Origin of the sequence: Citrobacter sp. Cc139 (genome assembly GCF_030334645.1) — a bacterium.
Taxonomy (GTDB): Bacteria; Pseudomonadota; Gammaproteobacteria; order Enterobacterales; family Enterobacteriaceae; genus Citrobacter; species Citrobacter werkmanii.
In genome coordinates this window covers 102,285-118,829 of record NZ_JAOWDM010000016.1, presented here as the reverse complement: position 1 = coordinate 118,829, position 16,545 = coordinate 102,285, and the positions used below count along the sequence as shown (strand labels likewise).

Annotated in this window: 18 protein-coding genes; 12 read left to right on the top strand and 6 right to left on the bottom strand. The window is 51.2% G+C overall.

Annotation, left to right across the window (positions count from 1 at the left end):
• Positions 1-51 precede the first annotated feature (51 nt).
• Positions 52-993: a LysR family transcriptional regulator gene (locus OGV69_RS01205; protein ID WP_069325165.1), complete on the top strand. Its 942-nt coding sequence runs from the start codon at positions 52-54 to the stop codon at positions 991-993.
• Between the two features lie 125 nt (positions 994-1,118).
• On the opposite strand, the gene arsH is transcribed toward OGV69_RS01205, so the two are convergent.
• Positions 1,119-1,817 carry an arsenical resistance protein ArsH gene (gene arsH, locus OGV69_RS01200; protein WP_069325166.1) on the bottom strand — a complete coding sequence of 233 codons (699 nt, stop codon included), beginning with the start codon at positions 1,815-1,817 and terminating at the stop codon, positions 1,119-1,121.
• An 85-nt stretch (positions 1,818-1,902) separates the two neighbouring features.
• On the opposite strand from arsH, the gene OGV69_RS01195 reads away from it, so the two are divergent.
• Genes OGV69_RS01195 through arsC form a run of 3 tightly spaced genes read left to right on the top strand, consistent with a single transcriptional unit; the run spans position 1,903 to position 3,995 of the window.
• Positions 1,903-2,223, top strand: a complete 321-nt coding sequence (locus OGV69_RS01195) for a transcriptional regulator (protein ID WP_038636209.1) — start codon at positions 1,903-1,905, stop codon at positions 2,221-2,223.
• A gap of 44 nt (positions 2,224-2,267) precedes the next feature.
• Positions 2,268-3,557: an arsenic transporter gene (locus tag OGV69_RS01190; protein WP_069325168.1), complete on the top strand. Its 1,290-nt coding sequence runs from the start codon at positions 2,268-2,270 to the stop codon at positions 3,555-3,557.
• A gap of 12 nt (positions 3,558-3,569) precedes the next feature.
• Positions 3,570-3,995 (top strand): glutaredoxin-dependent arsenate reductase, encoded by a 426-nt coding sequence (arsC, locus tag OGV69_RS01185; RefSeq protein WP_069325169.1) that lies wholly within the window; start codon positions 3,570-3,572, stop codon positions 3,993-3,995.
• 127 nt (positions 3,996-4,122) lie between these two features.
• Here arsC and OGV69_RS01180 read toward each other — a convergent pair whose 3' ends face one another.
• Positions 4,123-4,713, bottom strand: coding sequence for a GNAT family N-acetyltransferase (locus tag OGV69_RS01180; protein ID WP_069325170.1), 591 nt, complete (start codon positions 4,711-4,713; stop codon positions 4,123-4,125).
• 232 nt (positions 4,714-4,945) lie between these two features.
• On the opposite strand from OGV69_RS01180, the gene OGV69_RS01175 reads away from it, so the two are divergent.
• Entirely contained in the window at positions 4,946-5,422 is a 477-nt protein-coding gene (locus OGV69_RS01175; protein ID WP_069325171.1) for a GNAT family N-acetyltransferase, read from the top strand.
• A gap of 158 nt (positions 5,423-5,580) precedes the next feature.
• On the opposite strand, the gene OGV69_RS01170 is transcribed toward OGV69_RS01175, so the two are convergent.
• Positions 5,581-5,742: a hypothetical protein gene (locus tag OGV69_RS01170; RefSeq protein WP_006688333.1), complete on the bottom strand. Its 162-nt coding sequence runs from the start codon at positions 5,740-5,742 to the stop codon at positions 5,581-5,583.
• Positions 5,743-5,883: 141 nt separating this feature from the next.
• On the opposite strand from OGV69_RS01170, the gene OGV69_RS01165 reads away from it, so the two are divergent.
• On the top strand, positions 5,884-6,249 hold the full coding sequence (locus OGV69_RS01165; protein WP_069325172.1) for a hypothetical protein: 366 nt from the start codon (positions 5,884-5,886) through the stop codon (positions 6,247-6,249).
• Between the two features lie 264 nt (positions 6,250-6,513).
• On the top strand, positions 6,514-7,389 hold the full coding sequence (rluF, locus tag OGV69_RS01160; RefSeq protein ID WP_069325173.1) for a 23S rRNA pseudouridine(2604) synthase RluF: 876 nt from the start codon (positions 6,514-6,516) through the stop codon (positions 7,387-7,389).
• Here the strand turns inward: rluF and OGV69_RS01155 are convergent.
• The 3 genes from OGV69_RS01155 to lysC form a co-directional block, all read right to left on the bottom strand.
• Entirely contained in the window at positions 7,386-7,658 is a 273-nt protein-coding gene (locus OGV69_RS01155) for a YjbD family protein (RefSeq protein ID WP_003826541.1), read from the bottom strand. The two genes, rluF and OGV69_RS01155, sit on opposite strands and share 4 nt — an antisense overlap.
• 143 nt (positions 7,659-7,801) lie before the next feature.
• The gene (gene panS / locus OGV69_RS01150) at positions 7,802-8,728 is read right to left on the bottom strand and encodes a ketopantoate/pantoate/pantothenate transporter PanS (RefSeq protein WP_069325174.1); all 927 of its coding nucleotides are present in this window, start codon (positions 8,726-8,728) and stop codon (positions 7,802-7,804) included.
• Positions 8,729-8,820: 92 nt separating this feature from the next.
• Positions 8,821-10,170, bottom strand: coding sequence for a lysine-sensitive aspartokinase 3 (gene lysC / locus OGV69_RS01145; RefSeq protein ID WP_038636225.1), 1,350 nt, complete (start codon positions 10,168-10,170; stop codon positions 8,821-8,823).
• Positions 10,171-10,484: 314 nt separating this feature from the next.
• Between lysC and pgi the strand changes: the two genes are divergently transcribed.
• From pgi to OGV69_RS01120, 5 genes are all read left to right on the top strand, one after another.
• Entirely contained in the window at positions 10,485-12,134 is a 1,650-nt protein-coding gene (gene pgi / locus OGV69_RS01140) for a glucose-6-phosphate isomerase (protein ID WP_069325175.1), read from the top strand.
• Between the two features lie 421 nt (positions 12,135-12,555).
• On the top strand, positions 12,556-12,798 hold the full coding sequence (yjbE, locus tag OGV69_RS01135) for an exopolysaccharide production protein YjbE (RefSeq protein ID WP_003826562.1): 243 nt from the start codon (positions 12,556-12,558) through the stop codon (positions 12,796-12,798).
• Between the two features lie 241 nt (positions 12,799-13,039).
• A complete protein-coding gene (locus tag OGV69_RS01130) occupies positions 13,040-13,678 on the top strand; it encodes a YjbF family lipoprotein (protein WP_069325176.1) in 639 nt (212 codons plus the stop codon).
• Positions 13,675-14,412 carry a capsule biosynthesis GfcC family protein gene (locus OGV69_RS01125; RefSeq protein ID WP_204564441.1) on the top strand — a complete coding sequence of 246 codons (738 nt, stop codon included), beginning with the start codon at positions 13,675-13,677 and terminating at the stop codon, positions 14,410-14,412. The genes OGV69_RS01130 and OGV69_RS01125 overlap by 4 nt, the downstream gene beginning before the upstream one ends.
• Positions 14,412-16,508 (top strand): YjbH domain-containing protein, encoded by a 2,097-nt coding sequence (locus OGV69_RS01120; RefSeq protein ID WP_038636233.1) that lies wholly within the window; start codon positions 14,412-14,414, stop codon positions 16,506-16,508. The genes OGV69_RS01125 and OGV69_RS01120 overlap by 1 nt, the downstream gene beginning before the upstream one ends.
• Positions 16,509-16,545 lie beyond the last annotated feature (37 nt).

The window sequence follows — 16,545 nt, the reverse complement described above, 5'->3', positions numbered from 1 at the left end:
ATTTAAAAGTTAAATAGATACTATTAAAAAATTTAATAATAAAGGGTGAAAATGAAGGATATTAACTTTGATTTTAAGCAATTGCAGGCATTTTTAGCCGTGATAGACACTGGCTCATTTACAGCCGCAGCGAGGAAACTGAATGTGACTCAGTCATCAATTTCGCAGCAGGTTGCAAACCTGGAGCTCGGATTAAATACTGCTCTAGTCAACCGTTCACAGCGACCAATCCAGATGACGATAGCCGGACAAGCACTCTACCCGTTAGGAAAAAAAATTATTGATAACGGTGTCCACCTGCAAGAACGTATCAATGCAATAAGCGACGGACATATTTCAAATCTGAAAATTGGGTTTGTGGATTCAATTAGTAAAACCGTTGGCCTGGATATCCTGAAATTCCTGCAACCACAGGTGAAGCATATTTTTCAGGTGACTGGCACAGCATCCGGATTACTCCAGGCACTTAATAATGGGAATATTAATATTGCTGTAACCATGCTGTATACTGAAATGCCACCCAATGTTAGAATGTATCCTTTGATTGAGGAAGAGTTTCTATGTATTTGCCCCAAATCATGGCCGGAAACAGAGCTGGAAGAATTATGTAAACAGCGGAACTACATTGCTTATACCCAAAATACGCCAACGGGAATCCAGACACTTAACTGGCTGAAATGGCATAACTTTTCTCCTACCATTCAGTTTGAAATGGACAATGCTGATGAAATATTGAAACTAATATCCTGTGGTTACGGGTGGACGTTAACGACGCCGTTGTTCATTACTACTATTCCTGCTTTTTCTAACTTGCTGAAGATTATCCGGATCAAAAAGCGTAAAGAGCGTCGTAAAATTGTTCTGCTGTGCAAGAATGATGAGTTCTCAGTTTTTTATAAAAATCTGGCGTTTGAGATTCGTTCGATATTGGAAACGAAACTGGAGCAGGAGTTTTACAACCAACTGGATTTGGATGATAATTTGCCATCATAGATATGCACACGAACATAACTGTTCTCAAATCCAATATCTGCTCCTCGCTTACAGCGGACCTTCATCTCAGTTAGCTCGTCCGCTTCGTGCCAGGAGCGGACGTTTGAGCTCAATAAGCAAGGACGTTATATTTTGTCCTGATTGACGCGGGATGAAAGCTCCTGATGGCTCTCTTTTCGCTCGCTGTAACGATCTGCAAGATAACCGGTTTGTCCCTTAAGCAGCAGCGTGATTTTAAACAGCTCCTCGGCTACATCGACGATACGGTCATACCAGGACGAAGGTTTCATTCGTCCGTTTTCGTCGAACTCTTGCCATGCCTTGGCTACAGAGGACTGGTTGGGGATAGTGAACATCCGCATCCAGCGACCCAGAATACGCATCTGGTTCACGGCATTGAAGGACTGTGAACCGCCGCAGACCTGCATTACCGCAAGTGTTTTGCCTTGCGAAGGACGAACCGCGCCTTCACTTAAGGGTATCCAGTCAATCTGCGCTTTCATCACCGCGCTCATAGCACCGTGCCGTTCCGGAGAACTCCACACCATCCCGTCACACCATCTGACCAGACCGCGCAGCTCGGTGACTTTGGGATGCGTGTCCGGCGCATCATCCGGCAGGGGTAAACCGGAGGGGTTAAAGAGTTTCACCTCCGCGCCCATCGCCGTCAGCAGGCGACCTACTTCCTCCGCGGCAAAGCGGCTGTAGGAGCGCTCTCTTACTGAACCATACAGGATCAGAATTCTTGGTGGCTCCTGCAGATGCAGGCGTTCAGCGATGGCTTGATCAAAGCATTCAGTATTCAGGGCAGGAAATTGTTCCATTTTTCTCCTCCAGAGAGAGCAGATGATTTCAAAGTTAATATATATGATTTATCATATATGTATTCTAAAGTGAACGGAGAGGAAAATGCTACAACCTGTTCAGCTTTTCAAAATCCTGTCGGATGAAACACGGCTCGCCATTGTCATGCTTCTGCGGGAGTCCGGAGAACTGTGCGTGTGCGATATCTGTGCAGCTACCGCCGAATCACAGCCCAAAATATCACGCCATATGGCTATTCTTCGCGAGTCTGGGCTAGTTCTGGATCGTCGGGAAGGCAAATGGATTCACTATCGTCTGTCACCTCATATTCCTGCGTGGGCCGCTGAGACAATCACGACGTCCTGGCAGTGCCTTCGGGAAGATGTGCGGGAATGGTTGGCAAAGTCGGCCTGCACCTCTTGCTGAGGAAGGAAAACATATTCACATAATCATATATAACGGGGTTTGAAATGTTTTTGGCAGGGAGTATATTTTTACTGACGCTGGTACTGGTGATCTGGCAACCCAGAGGTCTGAGTATTGGCTGGAGCGCGAGTATCGGAGCTGCGCTGGCGCTGGGTACCGGAGTCATCCATATCGCTGATATTCCCGTTGTCTGGAATATCGTCTGGAACGCGACAGCGGCATTTATTGCGGTCATCATCATCAGCCTGCTGCTCGATGAGTCCGGCTTCTTTGAATGGGCCGCACTGCACGTCTCCCGCTGGGGTAACGGACGTGGCCGCCTTTTGTTTACCTGGATAGTCTTGCTTGGGGCCGCTGTTGCTGCGTTGTTTGCCAATGACGGCGCCGCACTGATCCTGACGCCGATTGTAATTGCGATGCTGCTCGCACTGGGATTCAGCCAGGACACGACATTGGCCTTTGTCATGGCCGCAGGATTTATTGCAGATACGGCCAGCCTGCCGCTGATAGTTTCCAATCTGGTGAATATCGTCTCGGCGGACTTTTTCGGTCTGGGCTTTACGCAGTATGCCTCCGTTATGATCCCCGTAGATGTAGCCGCGATTGCGGCCACTCTGGTCATGCTGCATCTCTTCTTCCGCAAGGACATTCCGGAGACGTATGACGTTTCGCTGCTGAAGACGCCTGCCAGTGTGATAAAGGATCCGGCAACGTTCAGGGCGGGCTGGATTGTCCTGTTATTGCTGCTTGTCGGTTTCTTTGTGCTGGAGCCTCTGGGGATCCCGGTCAGTGCGATAGCGGCTACTGGCGCAGCAGTACTGTTTATAGTGGCGAAAAGAGGTCATGCCATCAACACCGGAAAAGTCCTGCGCGGTGCGCCATGGCAGATTGTTATTTTTTCGCTGGGCATGTACCTGGTGGTCTATGGCCTGCGCAATGCAGGACTCACGGAGTATCTGTCTGACGTGCTGAACCTGCTGGCAGAAAAGGGGTTATGGGCAGCAACGTTCGGCACCGGTTTCCTGACCGCGTTCCTGTCATCGGTGATGAACAATATGCCGACGGTGCTGATTGGCGCACTGTCGATTGACGGGAGTACGGCGACTGGCGTCGTCAAAGAGGCTATGGTTTATGCCAATGTGATTGGCTGCGATTTAGGCCCGAAAATCACCCCGATTGGCAGTCTGGCAACCTTGCTTTGGCTGCATGTGCTTGCCCAGAAAAATATAACGATTACATGGGGATATTACTTCCGCACTGGCATTATCATGACTCTGCCCGTGCTGTTTGTCACTCTGGCCGCGCTGGCGTTGCGGTTCTCCATCACTTTGTAATGAGATACAGATATGAGCAACATTACCATCTATCACAACCCTGCCTGCGGCACTTCTCGTAACACGCTGGAGATGATCCGTAACAGCGGCAACGAACCGACGATAATTTATTATCTCGATACGCCACCGACCCGTGATGAGCTGATTAAACTTATTTCAGAAATGGGAATTACGGTGCGTGCATTACTGCGTAAGAATGTTGAGCCTTATGAACACCTGGGTCTTGATGAAGAGAAATTTAGTGATGAGCAGTTGATTGATTTCATGCTTCAACATCCGATCCTGATTAATCGGCCGATAGTCGTTACGCCGCTTGGCACTCGTCTTTGCCGCCCTTCAGAAATAGTGTTGGATATTCTACCGGAAGGTCAGAAACGAGCGTTTACCAAAGAGGATGGTGAGAAGGTCATTGACGAAACGGGGAAGCGGGTTAAGTAATCTGCCCACTTCAAAATATTGGACGCCTGTTAACGTTATGCGGGCGTCCGACTCACCCAGTATGTCCGCTCTGTGCCATAAGCGGACGTCAGACAAAAGTCACATCTTCCGCCCGCAAAAGCTCGAGTTATTTCTCTTTGCTGTAACTGGAGAGGCGGCGCTCAAGGTTAGTCCGAACCTGCGGCCACTCATCATCAATTATGCTATACCGTATAGAAGTACGTTTTCGGCCATCAGGCATAATTCGTTCATTTCTTATGATGCTTTCCTGGACTGCGCCAATACGGAGAATGGCAGCTTGAGAGCGCTCATTCAATACATCAGTCGTAAACTGAACGCGAACACACTTCAGTTGCTCAAAGGCGTATCGCAGCAGTAACAGTTTACTCTCGGTATTTGCAGCTGTTTTTTGCCAGCTTTGTGAATACCAGGTATGACCAATTTCGAGCTTTCGGTTTTCTCTGTCAATCTTCCAGAAACGTGTTGACCCAATGACGCGTTGGTCTGATGAGAGCGTTACAGCAAACGGCATGACTGTGCCTTCAGTTTGCCCCTTCAGGGCTTTCTGAATGTACGAATCAGCTGTGTCAGCAGACGGAACTACCGTAAATGGCAGGGACCAGAGTTCCCCATCCGCAGCCGCATCAATCAATAGCTGAGCATCTGTCTTAAGCAGAGGACGGAGCGTGACAAGAGATCCTTGCAATGTAGGCGTCATATTTGTGACCTTACAGTTATTTTGTGTCGATGGATAGGACTGCATAATCCTGTACCGAATGACTTACTATGCTCCGTTTACATTTAATAATCGACTTCTGCTTACTGCTCATGATGGCAGCTTGTCCGCTCCGTGCCTGGAGTGGACTTTCCTCTTTTGTAAAACAAAGATATTGAAACGAAACCGTTTCATGATAAATCTATAAATATAATAAGACGAAAAGGAAGAACAAATGAAAATCAGACTTGCAGTACCTGAAGAGGCAGAGGAATGCTGGAATATAAGGAATCTTTCTATTCGGGAAGGATGTAAGCCAAGTTATTGTGCCAGGGTGCTTGAGGCCTGGACGCCTGAAGCTATGCCTGAACATTACAGAGTGGTTATTACGGAAAATCCTTTCTTTGTTGTCGAGCTGCCTGATGCAGGATTGGTAGCAACGGGATATCTGGATCTTACCCAAGGTAGCGTAGAAGCTATTTTTACATTGCCGGATTATTTTGGTAAAGGTTTTGCTAGCCTGATTATTGAAACGATTAAAGCTGAAGCGATTAAAAGAGGGGTGAAACAGTTAACCTTGACCTCAACGCCAAACGCGCAAACTTTCTACGAAAAGCATGGTTTTATGTTTATCAAGGAAACTACATCCCCATCAAGACTTGCCCAAACAGATCTGCGTTGCATGGATATGTCCATCGCATTATCAGCCTGAGTTTTCTTTTGTTCTGGCAGGAAAGCTCACCAACGGAAATCTAATCGCTACGAGGTCAGTACAGCAGCTTCGAAGCCTTGGGCTGACATAACTCATATGTTCAATGTCCGTTCCCCGCTCTAAACAGACCTTCAGAAAACGATACATAATGCCGACCACTAGACTTCGATCCCTTTCTGCTTCAGCTCTTTTCTGATAATACGCTTAATCCATGCTGCCAACGATTCATCGCCATCCTGCCGCTGTGCTTCTTCCATCGCTTTGCGAAGTTCCGGATCCAGACGGAATTGAAACGGAGGATTGCCTCTTCTTTCGTTCATGTGTGTTGACACCTTAATTACACAAGAGTGGTGTGAGTATGTGTGATGACACATTACTCTCACACACCCAAAATGACAACGCCCCGAAAGTGCGGGAACACGATCAGGGCGTCTAACCACAACATTATACGAGGTAATGCTATGGCTGATGCTAATAGTACCACTAACGCCTGTTTTGCGTCTTCTTCTCCCATTCCGCAAGCCGATCTGCTTTATTTTCCCCTCACCGAGGCGTTCCGCCATCTTGATTGTAGCCGTCTTACTAGCGAAGAAAATCTGGCGCTATCGTTTGGCTGCGAAGAGGCGCTGGCAGGGCTGTACCAGACGCTGAATTTTATGGGCGAAAGCCTGCTGACCATGGCGGGTGAAGGCCAGGAACATTTTGCGTATGAGAGCGTATGCCAGTTAGGACACAGTCTGGTCAACATCAGCCAGTTGATTCCCGCACTGGCGCAGCTGGAAGCAAAAGCTGACCAGCAACTGTTTGTCAGCGACTCCCTAAACTAATCTGGAAAGCGCCTCGCAGACTTCTTCTTCGGGGCGTGACAGACCTGAAAAAGCGGCATAGTTTCAATCGCACATTTACACGCTGTTCTTTTTTATCGCCCGCAAGGTAGGGTATATTTCGCTTTTAATACACAAAATCATTCAAGTTGTATCAAGGCGGCAAGGGAACGAATCCCTGGGAGCATAGATTGCTATGTGACCTGGGGGAGTGAGGGCAGCCAACGCAGAGACAGCTTGAAGGATGAAGTGTATACAGGAGAAACTATGCTGCCCGACTCATCTATCCGACTAAATAAATACATCAGTGAAAGCGGAATCTGCTCGCGTCGCGAGGCGGATCGCTTTATCGAACAAGGGAATGTCTTCCTGAATGGCAAACGCGCCACCATTGGCGATCAGGTAAAGCCTGGCGACGTCGTAAAAGTGAATGGTCGGTTGATTGAGCCGCGTGAAGCGGAAGATCTGGTCTTTATCGCGCTGAATAAGCCGGTTGGGATTGTCAGTACCACCGAAGACAGCGAACGCGACAACATTGTTGATTTCGTGAATCACAGCAAGCGTGTATTCCCAATCGGTCGTCTGGACAAAGATTCCCAGGGACTTATCTTTCTGACCAACCACGGCGATCTGGTGAATAAAATCCTGCGTGCCGGTAACGATCACGAAAAAGAGTATCTGGTGACAGTAGATAAGCCGGTCACTGATGACTTTATCCGTGGAATGGGGGCTGGTGTGCCAATCCTCGGCACCGTCACCAAAAAATGTAAGGTGAAGAAAGAAGCGCCGTTTGTGTTTCGTATCACGCTGATTCAGGGGCTGAACCGCCAGATCCGCCGCATGTGCGAGCACTTTGGCTATGAAGTTACCAAACTTGAGCGTACGCGTATCATGAACGTTAGTTTATCCGGCCTGCCGCTTGGCGAATGGCGCGACCTGACGGATGACGAACTGATCGAACTCTTTAAGCTGATCGAGAACTCGTCCTCGGAAGCCAAACCGAAGGCGAAAGCGAAGCCAAAAACCGCAGGCATTAAGCGCCCGGTAGTGAAAATCGAAAAATCTGCGGAGAAAGAGAAATCGCGCCCGGCAGCAAACGGCAAACGCTTTACCTCGCCGGGGCGTAAGAAGAAAGGGCGTTAACGTCTGCCGCGCGTTGGCGTATTCGCTGACCAGGAAAACGATGCTTCCGCATCCGGTTTATAAGCCTGCTTTTTCTTTAACTGGCGGGCTTTTTTTGCTTCCGCTTCGCGCAAGGCCATCAGTTTATCGATGTACTCTTTCTTGATGCTGTTGGTCTCTGCGTTGGTCAGCAGCCGACCATGCGCTATGCGCGCGCGGTCGAGCAGCGTTTTCAGTTCACGCTGCTCGCGCTCGGTCATCTCTTTTTGGGTAATGCGGGGGAGTGCCATAGGGGTGCCCTCTGTTAGCCGATGTCCTCAGTGTACGGCAAAGTGCAGAGGCTGGGTAGGCCGGATAAGGCGTTAGCCGCCATCCGGCGACGTGTACGCACTATGCTTGATAGCGCTACACTTATCAGGCCTACAGCCGACAATTAGCGGCGTGCTTTCTCTTTAATCGGCTTACCGGACCAGTAGCCTGCCAGCAGCGAACCGGAAAGGTTGTGCCAAACGGAGAACAGCGCGCCGGGCAGGGCGGCAAGCGGGCCGAAATAGATTTTGCCCAGCGCAGCGGCCAGGCCTGAATTCTGCATGCCGACTTCGATAGCCAACGTACGACAGGTCGACTCGTCGAAACCAAACAGTTTTCCGCCCCAGTAGCCGCCGAGCAGGCCAATGGTGTTATGCAGGATAACGGCGATAATCACCACAAAGCCAACGGACGCAATGTGCGAAGCGGAGCCTGCCACGACGGCGCTGATGATCGCCAGGATGCACACCATAGAAAACGCGGGCAGAAACGGCTCGACGGCTTTTACGACACGTGGGAACAGATGGTGAATGACCAGTCCCAGGGCAATCGGAATGACCACGATCTGCAGAATACTCAGCAGCATACCCATCACATCCACCTGAATATGCGCATCGACATACAGCCGTGTCAGCAGCGGTGTGGCGACGACGCCGACCAACGTTGAAACGGATGAAATAGTCACGGAGAGCGCCACATCACCTTTTGCCAGATAGATCATGACGTTAGACGCTGTTCCACTGGCGACGCTACCGACCAGCACCATGCCTGCGGACAGTTCCGGCGGCATATTAAAAGCCAGCGCCAAAATCCAGGCGGCGAGCGGCATCACCAGATAATGCAGGAAAATACCCGCGGCGACGGGCGCAGGACGTGAGAGTACACGTTTAAAGTCATCCACCTTCAAATGGACGCCCATGCCGAACATAATCAGCATCAGTAACGACGGCACGAATGGCCCGACAGGTGTAAAGGTGGAGGGCGTGTAATACGCAATAACAGAGAGCAGCAGCGCCCATAATGGGAACAGCCGCGTCAGAGTAGCGAGCATGTTATATTCCTTGCGATTGAAATGTGTTGTGTTGTTATAAAAAAGCCGGGTTCGAGCCCGGCTATAGTTATTGTTTATCGCGTGATGAAATATTATTCAAACAAATTATGGTGCAGCTTCTGTACCACCTGTTCGGCTTCGGTACCTGGCACCAGGAAGCACAGGTTATGGCTGGACGCGCCGTAGCAAATCATGCGGATGTTGAACGGCTCCAGTACGCCGAACACCTCTTTACCCACGCCGCAGGCTTTGGACAGGTCGTTGCCAATCAGCGCCACCAGCGCCAGGTCTTCTTCCACTTCAACCCGACACAGGGCAGACAGTTCCATCAGCAGAGACTGTGTTAACAGCGTATCGCCAGTAGACGTTGAACCGGTGGTATCCAGCGTCAGCGCCACGCTGACTTCCGATGTGGTAATTAAATCTACCGAGATGTTGTGGCGCGCCAGGATGCCGAACACTTCCGCTAAAAAGCCGCGAGAGTGCAGCATATTCAGGCTATGCAGCGTTAGCAGCGTTTGCTTACGGCGTAGCGCCAGGGCACGGAACAACGGTGGATTTTGGGTTTTATTGCATACCAGCGTACCGCCTGCTTTTGGATCCTTACTGGAGCCAACAAACACCGGGATATCGCTACGTACGGCAGGTAACAGGGTTGCCGGGTGCAGCACTTTCGCGCCGAAGGTCGCCATTTCCGCGGCTTCTTCGAAGGCGATTTCATCAATACGTTTAGCGGCTGGAACGACGCGCGGATCGGTGGTGTAAATGCCGGGAACATCGGTCCAGATATCGACGCGCGTTGCGTGCAGCGCTTCAGCCAGCAGGGCGGCCGTATAATCACTGCCGCCGCGTCCCAGCGTGGTAGTGCGGCCTTTGCTTTCGCTGCCGATAAAGCCTTGGGTAATCACCAGACCTTCACTCAGACGTGGGGCTAACTGAAGCGTTGCCAGTTCGGCCAGCGCCGCGACGTCGGGTTCTGCACGACCGAAACGATCGTTAGTGCGCATCACTTTACGCACGTCAAACCACTGCGCTTGCACGTTGCGCTCACGCAGGATCTCAACAAACAGGAGGGTAGACATCAGCTCGCCGTGGCTGACCAGTTCGTCGGTCAGCGCGGTTGAGGTCGCCAGTGACGCCGCCTCTGCCAGCGTGGTGATGTTTTCCAGCAGGCGTTCGATCTCTTCACGAATCACGTTTGGATAACGCAGGCGTTCCAGAATATTGAACTGAATTTGACGAATGGCGTCGAGTTTTTCGAAGCGCTCGGTTGGCTCCAGCCCTTCCGCCAGAGCAACCAGCAGGTTGGTAATGCCTGCCGATGCGGAAAGCACCACTAATCGGACGTTCGCATCAGAAAGCACCACATCAGCGCTGCGATTCATGGCATCAAAGTCCGCCACGCTGGTACCGCCAAACTTGGAGACAACTACATCAGTCATAACTACCTCGTGTCAGGGAGTGAATAGAGCGACCATGGCACATAAGGCAGAACGGAAACCGGTGCAGGCGCAAATGCAAATACCGTATTTATAAATAAAATGTGTAGCTTGCACTGTCAACGCTGGGATTATGCGGATTTTTCATGCTGCAACTGCGTTGAGTAACGGTACTAATAACAACGCTGATAACGGCTATACTTTGTAGCCTCGTTTGGCGGATGCCCTGGCAATGGCATTAAAACAATCACACTTTTCTGTGACTGGCGTTACAATCGATCTCAGTCACAATTCTCAAAATCAGAAGAGTATTGCTAATGAAAAACATCAATCCAACGCAGACCTCAGCCTGGCAGGCACTACAAAAACACTTTGAAGAGATGAAAGACGTTACTATCGCCGATCTGTTCGCGAAAGATAGCGATCGTTTCACCAAATTTTCCGCGACATTTGACGATCTGATGCTGGTGGATTTCTCCAAAAACCGCATCTCTGAAGAGACGCTGGCCAAACTGCAGGATCTGGCGAAAGAGACCGATTTGGCAGGCGCCATTAAGTCCATGTTCTCCGGTGAGAAAATCAACCGTACCGAAGACCGTGCCGTGCTGCACGTGGCGCTGCGTAACCGTAGCAATACCCCAATCATCGTTGACGGCAAAGATGTGATGCCGGAAGTGAACGCGGTGCTGGAGAAGATGAAATCCTTCTCGGAAGCGATCATTTCCGGAAACTGGAAAGGCTATACCGGCAAAGCCATTACTGATGTAGTGAACATCGGTATCGGCGGTTCCGACCTTGGTCCGTTCATGGTGACCGAAGCGCTGCGTCCGTATAAAAACCATCTGAACATGCACTTTGTGTCTAACGTCGATGGGACGCACATCGCTGAAGTGCTGAAGAAAGTGAACCCGGAAACCACGCTGTTCCTGGTCGCTTCTAAAACCTTCACCACCCAGGAAACCATGACTAACGCCCATAGCGCGCGCGACTGGTTCCTGAAAACCGCCGGTGATGAAAAACACGTTGCCAAGCACTTCGCAGCCCTTTCCACTAACGCGAAAGCGGTCGGCGAATTCGGTATTGATACCGCCAATATGTTCGAATTCTGGGATTGGGTTGGCGGCCGTTACTCCCTGTGGTCAGCGATTGGTCTGTCGATCATCCTGTCCGTCGGTTTCGACAACTTCGTAGAGCTGCTGTCCGGCGCGCACGCGATGGACAAACACTTCTCCACTACCCCTGCGGAGAAAAACCTGCCGGTGCTGCTGGCGCTGATCGGTATCTGGTACAACAATTTCTTCGGTGCTGAAACCGAAGCGATCCTGCCGTATGACCAGTATATGCACCGTTTCGCGGCCTACTTCCAGCAGGGCAATATGGAATCCAACGGTAAATACGTGGACCGTAACGGCAATGCGGTGGATTACCAGACCGGCCCAATCATTTGGGGTGAGCCGGGGACTAACGGCCAGCATGCGTTCTACCAGCTGATCCACCAGGGTACAAAAATGGTGCCGTGCGATTTCATCGCCCCGGCTATCACCCACAACCCGCTATCGGATCACCATCCGAAACTGTTGTCTAACTTCTTTGCTCAGACTGAAGCGCTGGCGTTCGGTAAATCTCGTGAAGTGGTTGAGCAGGAATACCGCGACCAGGGTAAAGATCCGGCAACGCTGGAACACGTGGTGCCGTTCAAAGTGTTCGAAGGCAACCGCCCGACCAACTCCATCCTGCTGCGTGAAATCACGCCGTTCAGCCTGGGGGCGCTAATTGCGCTGTATGAGCACAAAATCTTTACTCAGGGCGCAATCCTGAACATCTTCACCTTTGACCAGTGGGGCGTTGAGCTGGGCAAACAGCTGGCAAATCGCATCCTGCCTGAGCTGAATGATGATAAAGAGATTACCAGCCATGATTGCTCGACTAACGGTTTGATTAACCGTTATAAGTCCTGGCGCGCCTGATGACGCTGCGCTTATCCGGCCTACAGGCACACATTTGTAGGCCGGATAAGGCGTTTAGCCGCCATCCGGCATTAATGCAATAAAAAAGCCGATATTAATATCGGCTTTTTTTATAAGATTGCTCCAGGATCTCGACATTTTTGCTTCACACCTTAATTGAGTTTAATCCTAAAATAATTAACTTAACGGAATTTGATTTCTGTCCTTTTCAGAATTTACGGATATTGTATTTCTGGTGTGTATATTTTAACTGATTGATTTTACTGTTTAATGCTATTAATTAATAATAGCAATCTACTTTCTTTTCTCATTATCCTAAATTCCCGCCAGGCGTAATTTGCACACTTTGGCTTGTGTATACTCGATCTCGCCCGAAATTCTTTTGGGTAAATCTCCATTCATTAAATGAAGGGAATTTGTGATGAAAAAAGTTCTGTATGGCCTTTGGGCTATATCTGCGCTTGCGGCGACCTCTGTCTATGCTGCCCCCGTTCAGGTGGGTGAAGCTGCAGGGTCGGCTGCCGCGTCGGTTTCGGCAGGAAGTTCCTCTGCCACCAGCGTGAGCACCGTAAGTTCTGCGGTGGGGGTGGCCCTTGCGGCGACCGGTGGTGGTGATGGTTCTAATACCGGAACGACAACCACGACAACCACCAGTACCCAGTAATACCGGTACGTAGCCCCTAAATAATTCGCGTTGCAGGAAGGCGGCAAGTGAGTGAGTCCCCGGGAGCATAGATAGCTATGTGACCGGGGTGAGTGAACGTAGCTAACGCATCTGCAACGTGAAGTATGACGGGGATTAATTCTAACCACACTTCGGTGTGGTTATTTTGAATTGCCAAAAGCCTGCGGGATTTGTAGGCCGGGTAAGCGTTGCGCACCCGGCAATAATGCGGAGAAGTGTCGTGAAGCGACCAGCGCTCATATTGGTTTGCCTGTTACTACAGGCGTGCTCGGCCACCACCGAAGGGCTGGGCCATTCGCTGTGGGAGAGTGTGTTTGGTACTCCCGGCGTTCAGATGACGGATGATGAAATCCAAAACATGCCCTACGCCAGCCAGTATATGCAGCTCAATGGTGGTCCACAGCTGTTTGTCGTACTCGCGTTTGCAGAAAACGGACAACAGAAATGGGTGACTCAGGATCAGGCCATTCTCGTCACGCAGCATGGGCGCATTGTGAAAACGCAGCTCGGCGGTGACAACCTGATTGAGGTGAATAATCTGGCAGCGGACCCGCTCATCAAACCCAATCAGATAGCCGATGGCGCAACATGGACCCGCACGATGGGCTGGACTGAACATCAGCAGGTGCGCTATGCCACCGCCCGCTCTGTTTTCACATGGGATGGCACTGACAGTATTCAGGTCGGCAGCGATGAAACGCCAGTGCGCGTCCTTGATGAAGAGATAACGACCGATCAAACGCGCTGGCATAACCGCTACTGGATCGATAGCGAAGGGCAAATCCGTCAGTCGGAACAGTATCTGGGAGCTAACTTCTTCCCGGTGAAAACCACGCTGATTAAGGCGGCAAAGTCATGATGAAACGAGCCGTAATGGCGCTGGTTTTTAGCCTGAGCGCACCCTCTATTTTTGCTGCGGGCAATGTCAAAGTCATGATTGCAGGCAGCGCTGAACCCAAAATATTGACCGGTGCGGAGCGTCTGATCGATCTGGTTGGACAGCCGCGGCTGAGTAATAGCTGGTGGCCCGGAGCGGTCATCAGCGAAGAGCGGGCAACGGCGGCGGCAGAACGCCAGCAGCAGACACTACTGGCTCGTCTGGCAGCGCTGAGTGCTGAAGAAAGCGGTGACGATGCGGCGGCTATCAACGCATTACGCCAGCAAATTCAGGCGCTGAAGGTGACCGGCAGACAGAACATTAACCTTGACCCGGATGTGGTGCGCGTCAGCGAGCGAGGCAACCCGCCGTTGCAGGGCAACTACACGCTATGGGTTGGATCGCAGCCAACGGATATCACATTGTTTGGTTTGCTAAGCCGTCCGGGTAAACAACCGTTTGTGCCCGGGCGTGATGTCGCCAGCTATCTCGATGGGCAAAGTCGGCTCAGCGGTGCGGATCGCAGCTACGCGTGGGTCATCTATCCCGATGGACGCTCGCAAAAAGTCCCTATCGCTTACTGGAACAAACGTCACGTTGAGCCGATGCCCGGCAGCATCATTTTTGTCGGACTCTCTGATGTCTTCTGGAGCAGTACCCCGGATGAAATCAATGCCGATATTCTTCACACCCTGACCCAGCGGATACCTGAATAATGAGAAAAACTTATCTGCTCAGCTTACTGGCGCTGGGCGTAAGCGTTGCCTGTCACGGTGAAACATGGCCTGCGCCCATTGGTCCATCCCAGTCCGATTTTGGCGGCGTGGGCCTGCTGCAAACCCCGACTGCACGTATGGCGCGTGAAGGGGAAATGAGCCTCAACTACCGGGACAACGATCAGTACCGCTACTACTCTGCGTCGGTGCAACTGTTCCCCTGGCTGGAAACCACGCTGCGCTATACCGATGTACGTACCAAAAAATACAGCAGCGTAGAGTCATTTTCTGGCGATCAGACATACAAGGATAAAGCGTTTGATCTCAAACTGCGGCTGTGGGAAGAGAGCTACTGGATGCCGCAGGTGGCCGTTGGCGCGCGGGATATCGGCGGGACGGGTCTGTTTGATGCGGAGTATATTGTAGCGAACAAAGCCTGGGGCCCGTTTGATTTCTCGCTCGGTCTGGGCTGGGGGTATCTTGGCACCAGCGGCAACGTCAGCAATCCGTTTTGCTCATACAGCGATAAATTCTGTCATCGCGATAACAGCTACAAGCAGGCTGGTTCTATTGACGGCAGTCAGATGTTTCATGGTCCGGCATCGTTATTTGGCGGCGTGGAATATCAGACACCCTGGCAGCCGCTGCGCCTGAAACTGGAGTATGAAGGCAATAATTACCAGCAGGATTTTGCGGGCAAGCTGGATCAAAAGAGCAAGTTTAACGTCGGCGCTATCTATCGCGTCACCGATTGGGCCGACGTTAACCTCAGCTATGAGCGCGGGAACACCTTTATGTTTGGGTTTACGCTGCGGACTAACTTCAACGACTTGCGACCAAACTATAACGATAACGCCCGTCCGAAGTATCAACCACAGCCGCAGGATGCGATTCTGCAACATTCGGTAGTGGCGAATCAGTTAACGCTGCTGAAATATAACGCCGGGCTGGCGGATCCCAAAATCCAGGTGCAGGGCGATACGCTGTATGTGACCGGCGAACAGGTGAAATACCGTGATTCGCGAGAAGGGATCGAACGCGCCAATCGGATCGTGATGAACGATCTTCCCGACGGGATCCGCACGATCCGGATTACCGAAAATCGCCTTAACTTGCCGCAGGTGACGACCGAAACGGATGTTTCCAGCCTTAAGCGACACCTGGAAGGTGAGCCGCTGGGTCATGAAACACAACTGGCGCAAAAACGCGTTGAGCCCGTGGTGCCGAAAACGACCGAGCAGGGTTGGTATATTGATAAGTCTCGCTTTGATTTTCATATCGATCCGGTGCTCAATCAGTCGGTGGGCGGCCCGGAAAACTTCTATATGTACCAGTTGGGCGTAATGGGAACTGCGGATTGGTGGGTGACCGATCATCTGCTGACCACCGGGAGTTTGTTCGCCAACCTCGCCAATAACTATGACAAATTTAACTACACCAACCCGCCGCAGGATTCGCATTTACCACGCGTGCGTACTCATGTGCGCGAGTATGTGCAAAACGATGTCTACGTGAATAACCTGCAGGCCAACTACTTCCAGTCACTCGGAAACGGGTTCTACGGACAGGTTTACGCTGGTTACCTGGAGACCATGTACGGCGGGGCGGGAGCCGAGGTGTTGTATCGTCCGTTAGACAGCAACTGGGCGTTTGGCATTGACGCCAACTATGTGAAACAGCGTGACTGGCGTAGCGCGCAGGATATGATGAAATTCACCGACTACAGCGTGAAGACCGGGCATTTGACGGCTTACTGGAATCCTTCATTCGCCCAGGATGTACTGGTGAAAGCCAGCGTCGGCCAGTATCTGGCGGGAGATAAGGGTGGCACGCTGGAAATTGCCAAACGCTTCGACAGCGGTGTGGTGGTGGGCGGCTATGCGACCATCACCGACGCCTCGCCGGATGAGTACGGAGAGGGCGATTTTACCAAAGGGGTGTACGTTTCTGTGCCGCTGGATCTCTTCTCTTCAGGCCCAACCCGCAGTCGTGCGGCGATTGGCTGGACACCGTTGACGCGTGACGGTGGGCAGCAGCTTGGACGTAAGTTTGGTCTGTATGATATGACCAGCGACAGAAGCGAGAACTTCCGTTAATGTTTGATCAACCGCTGCGCTTATCCGGCCTACATTG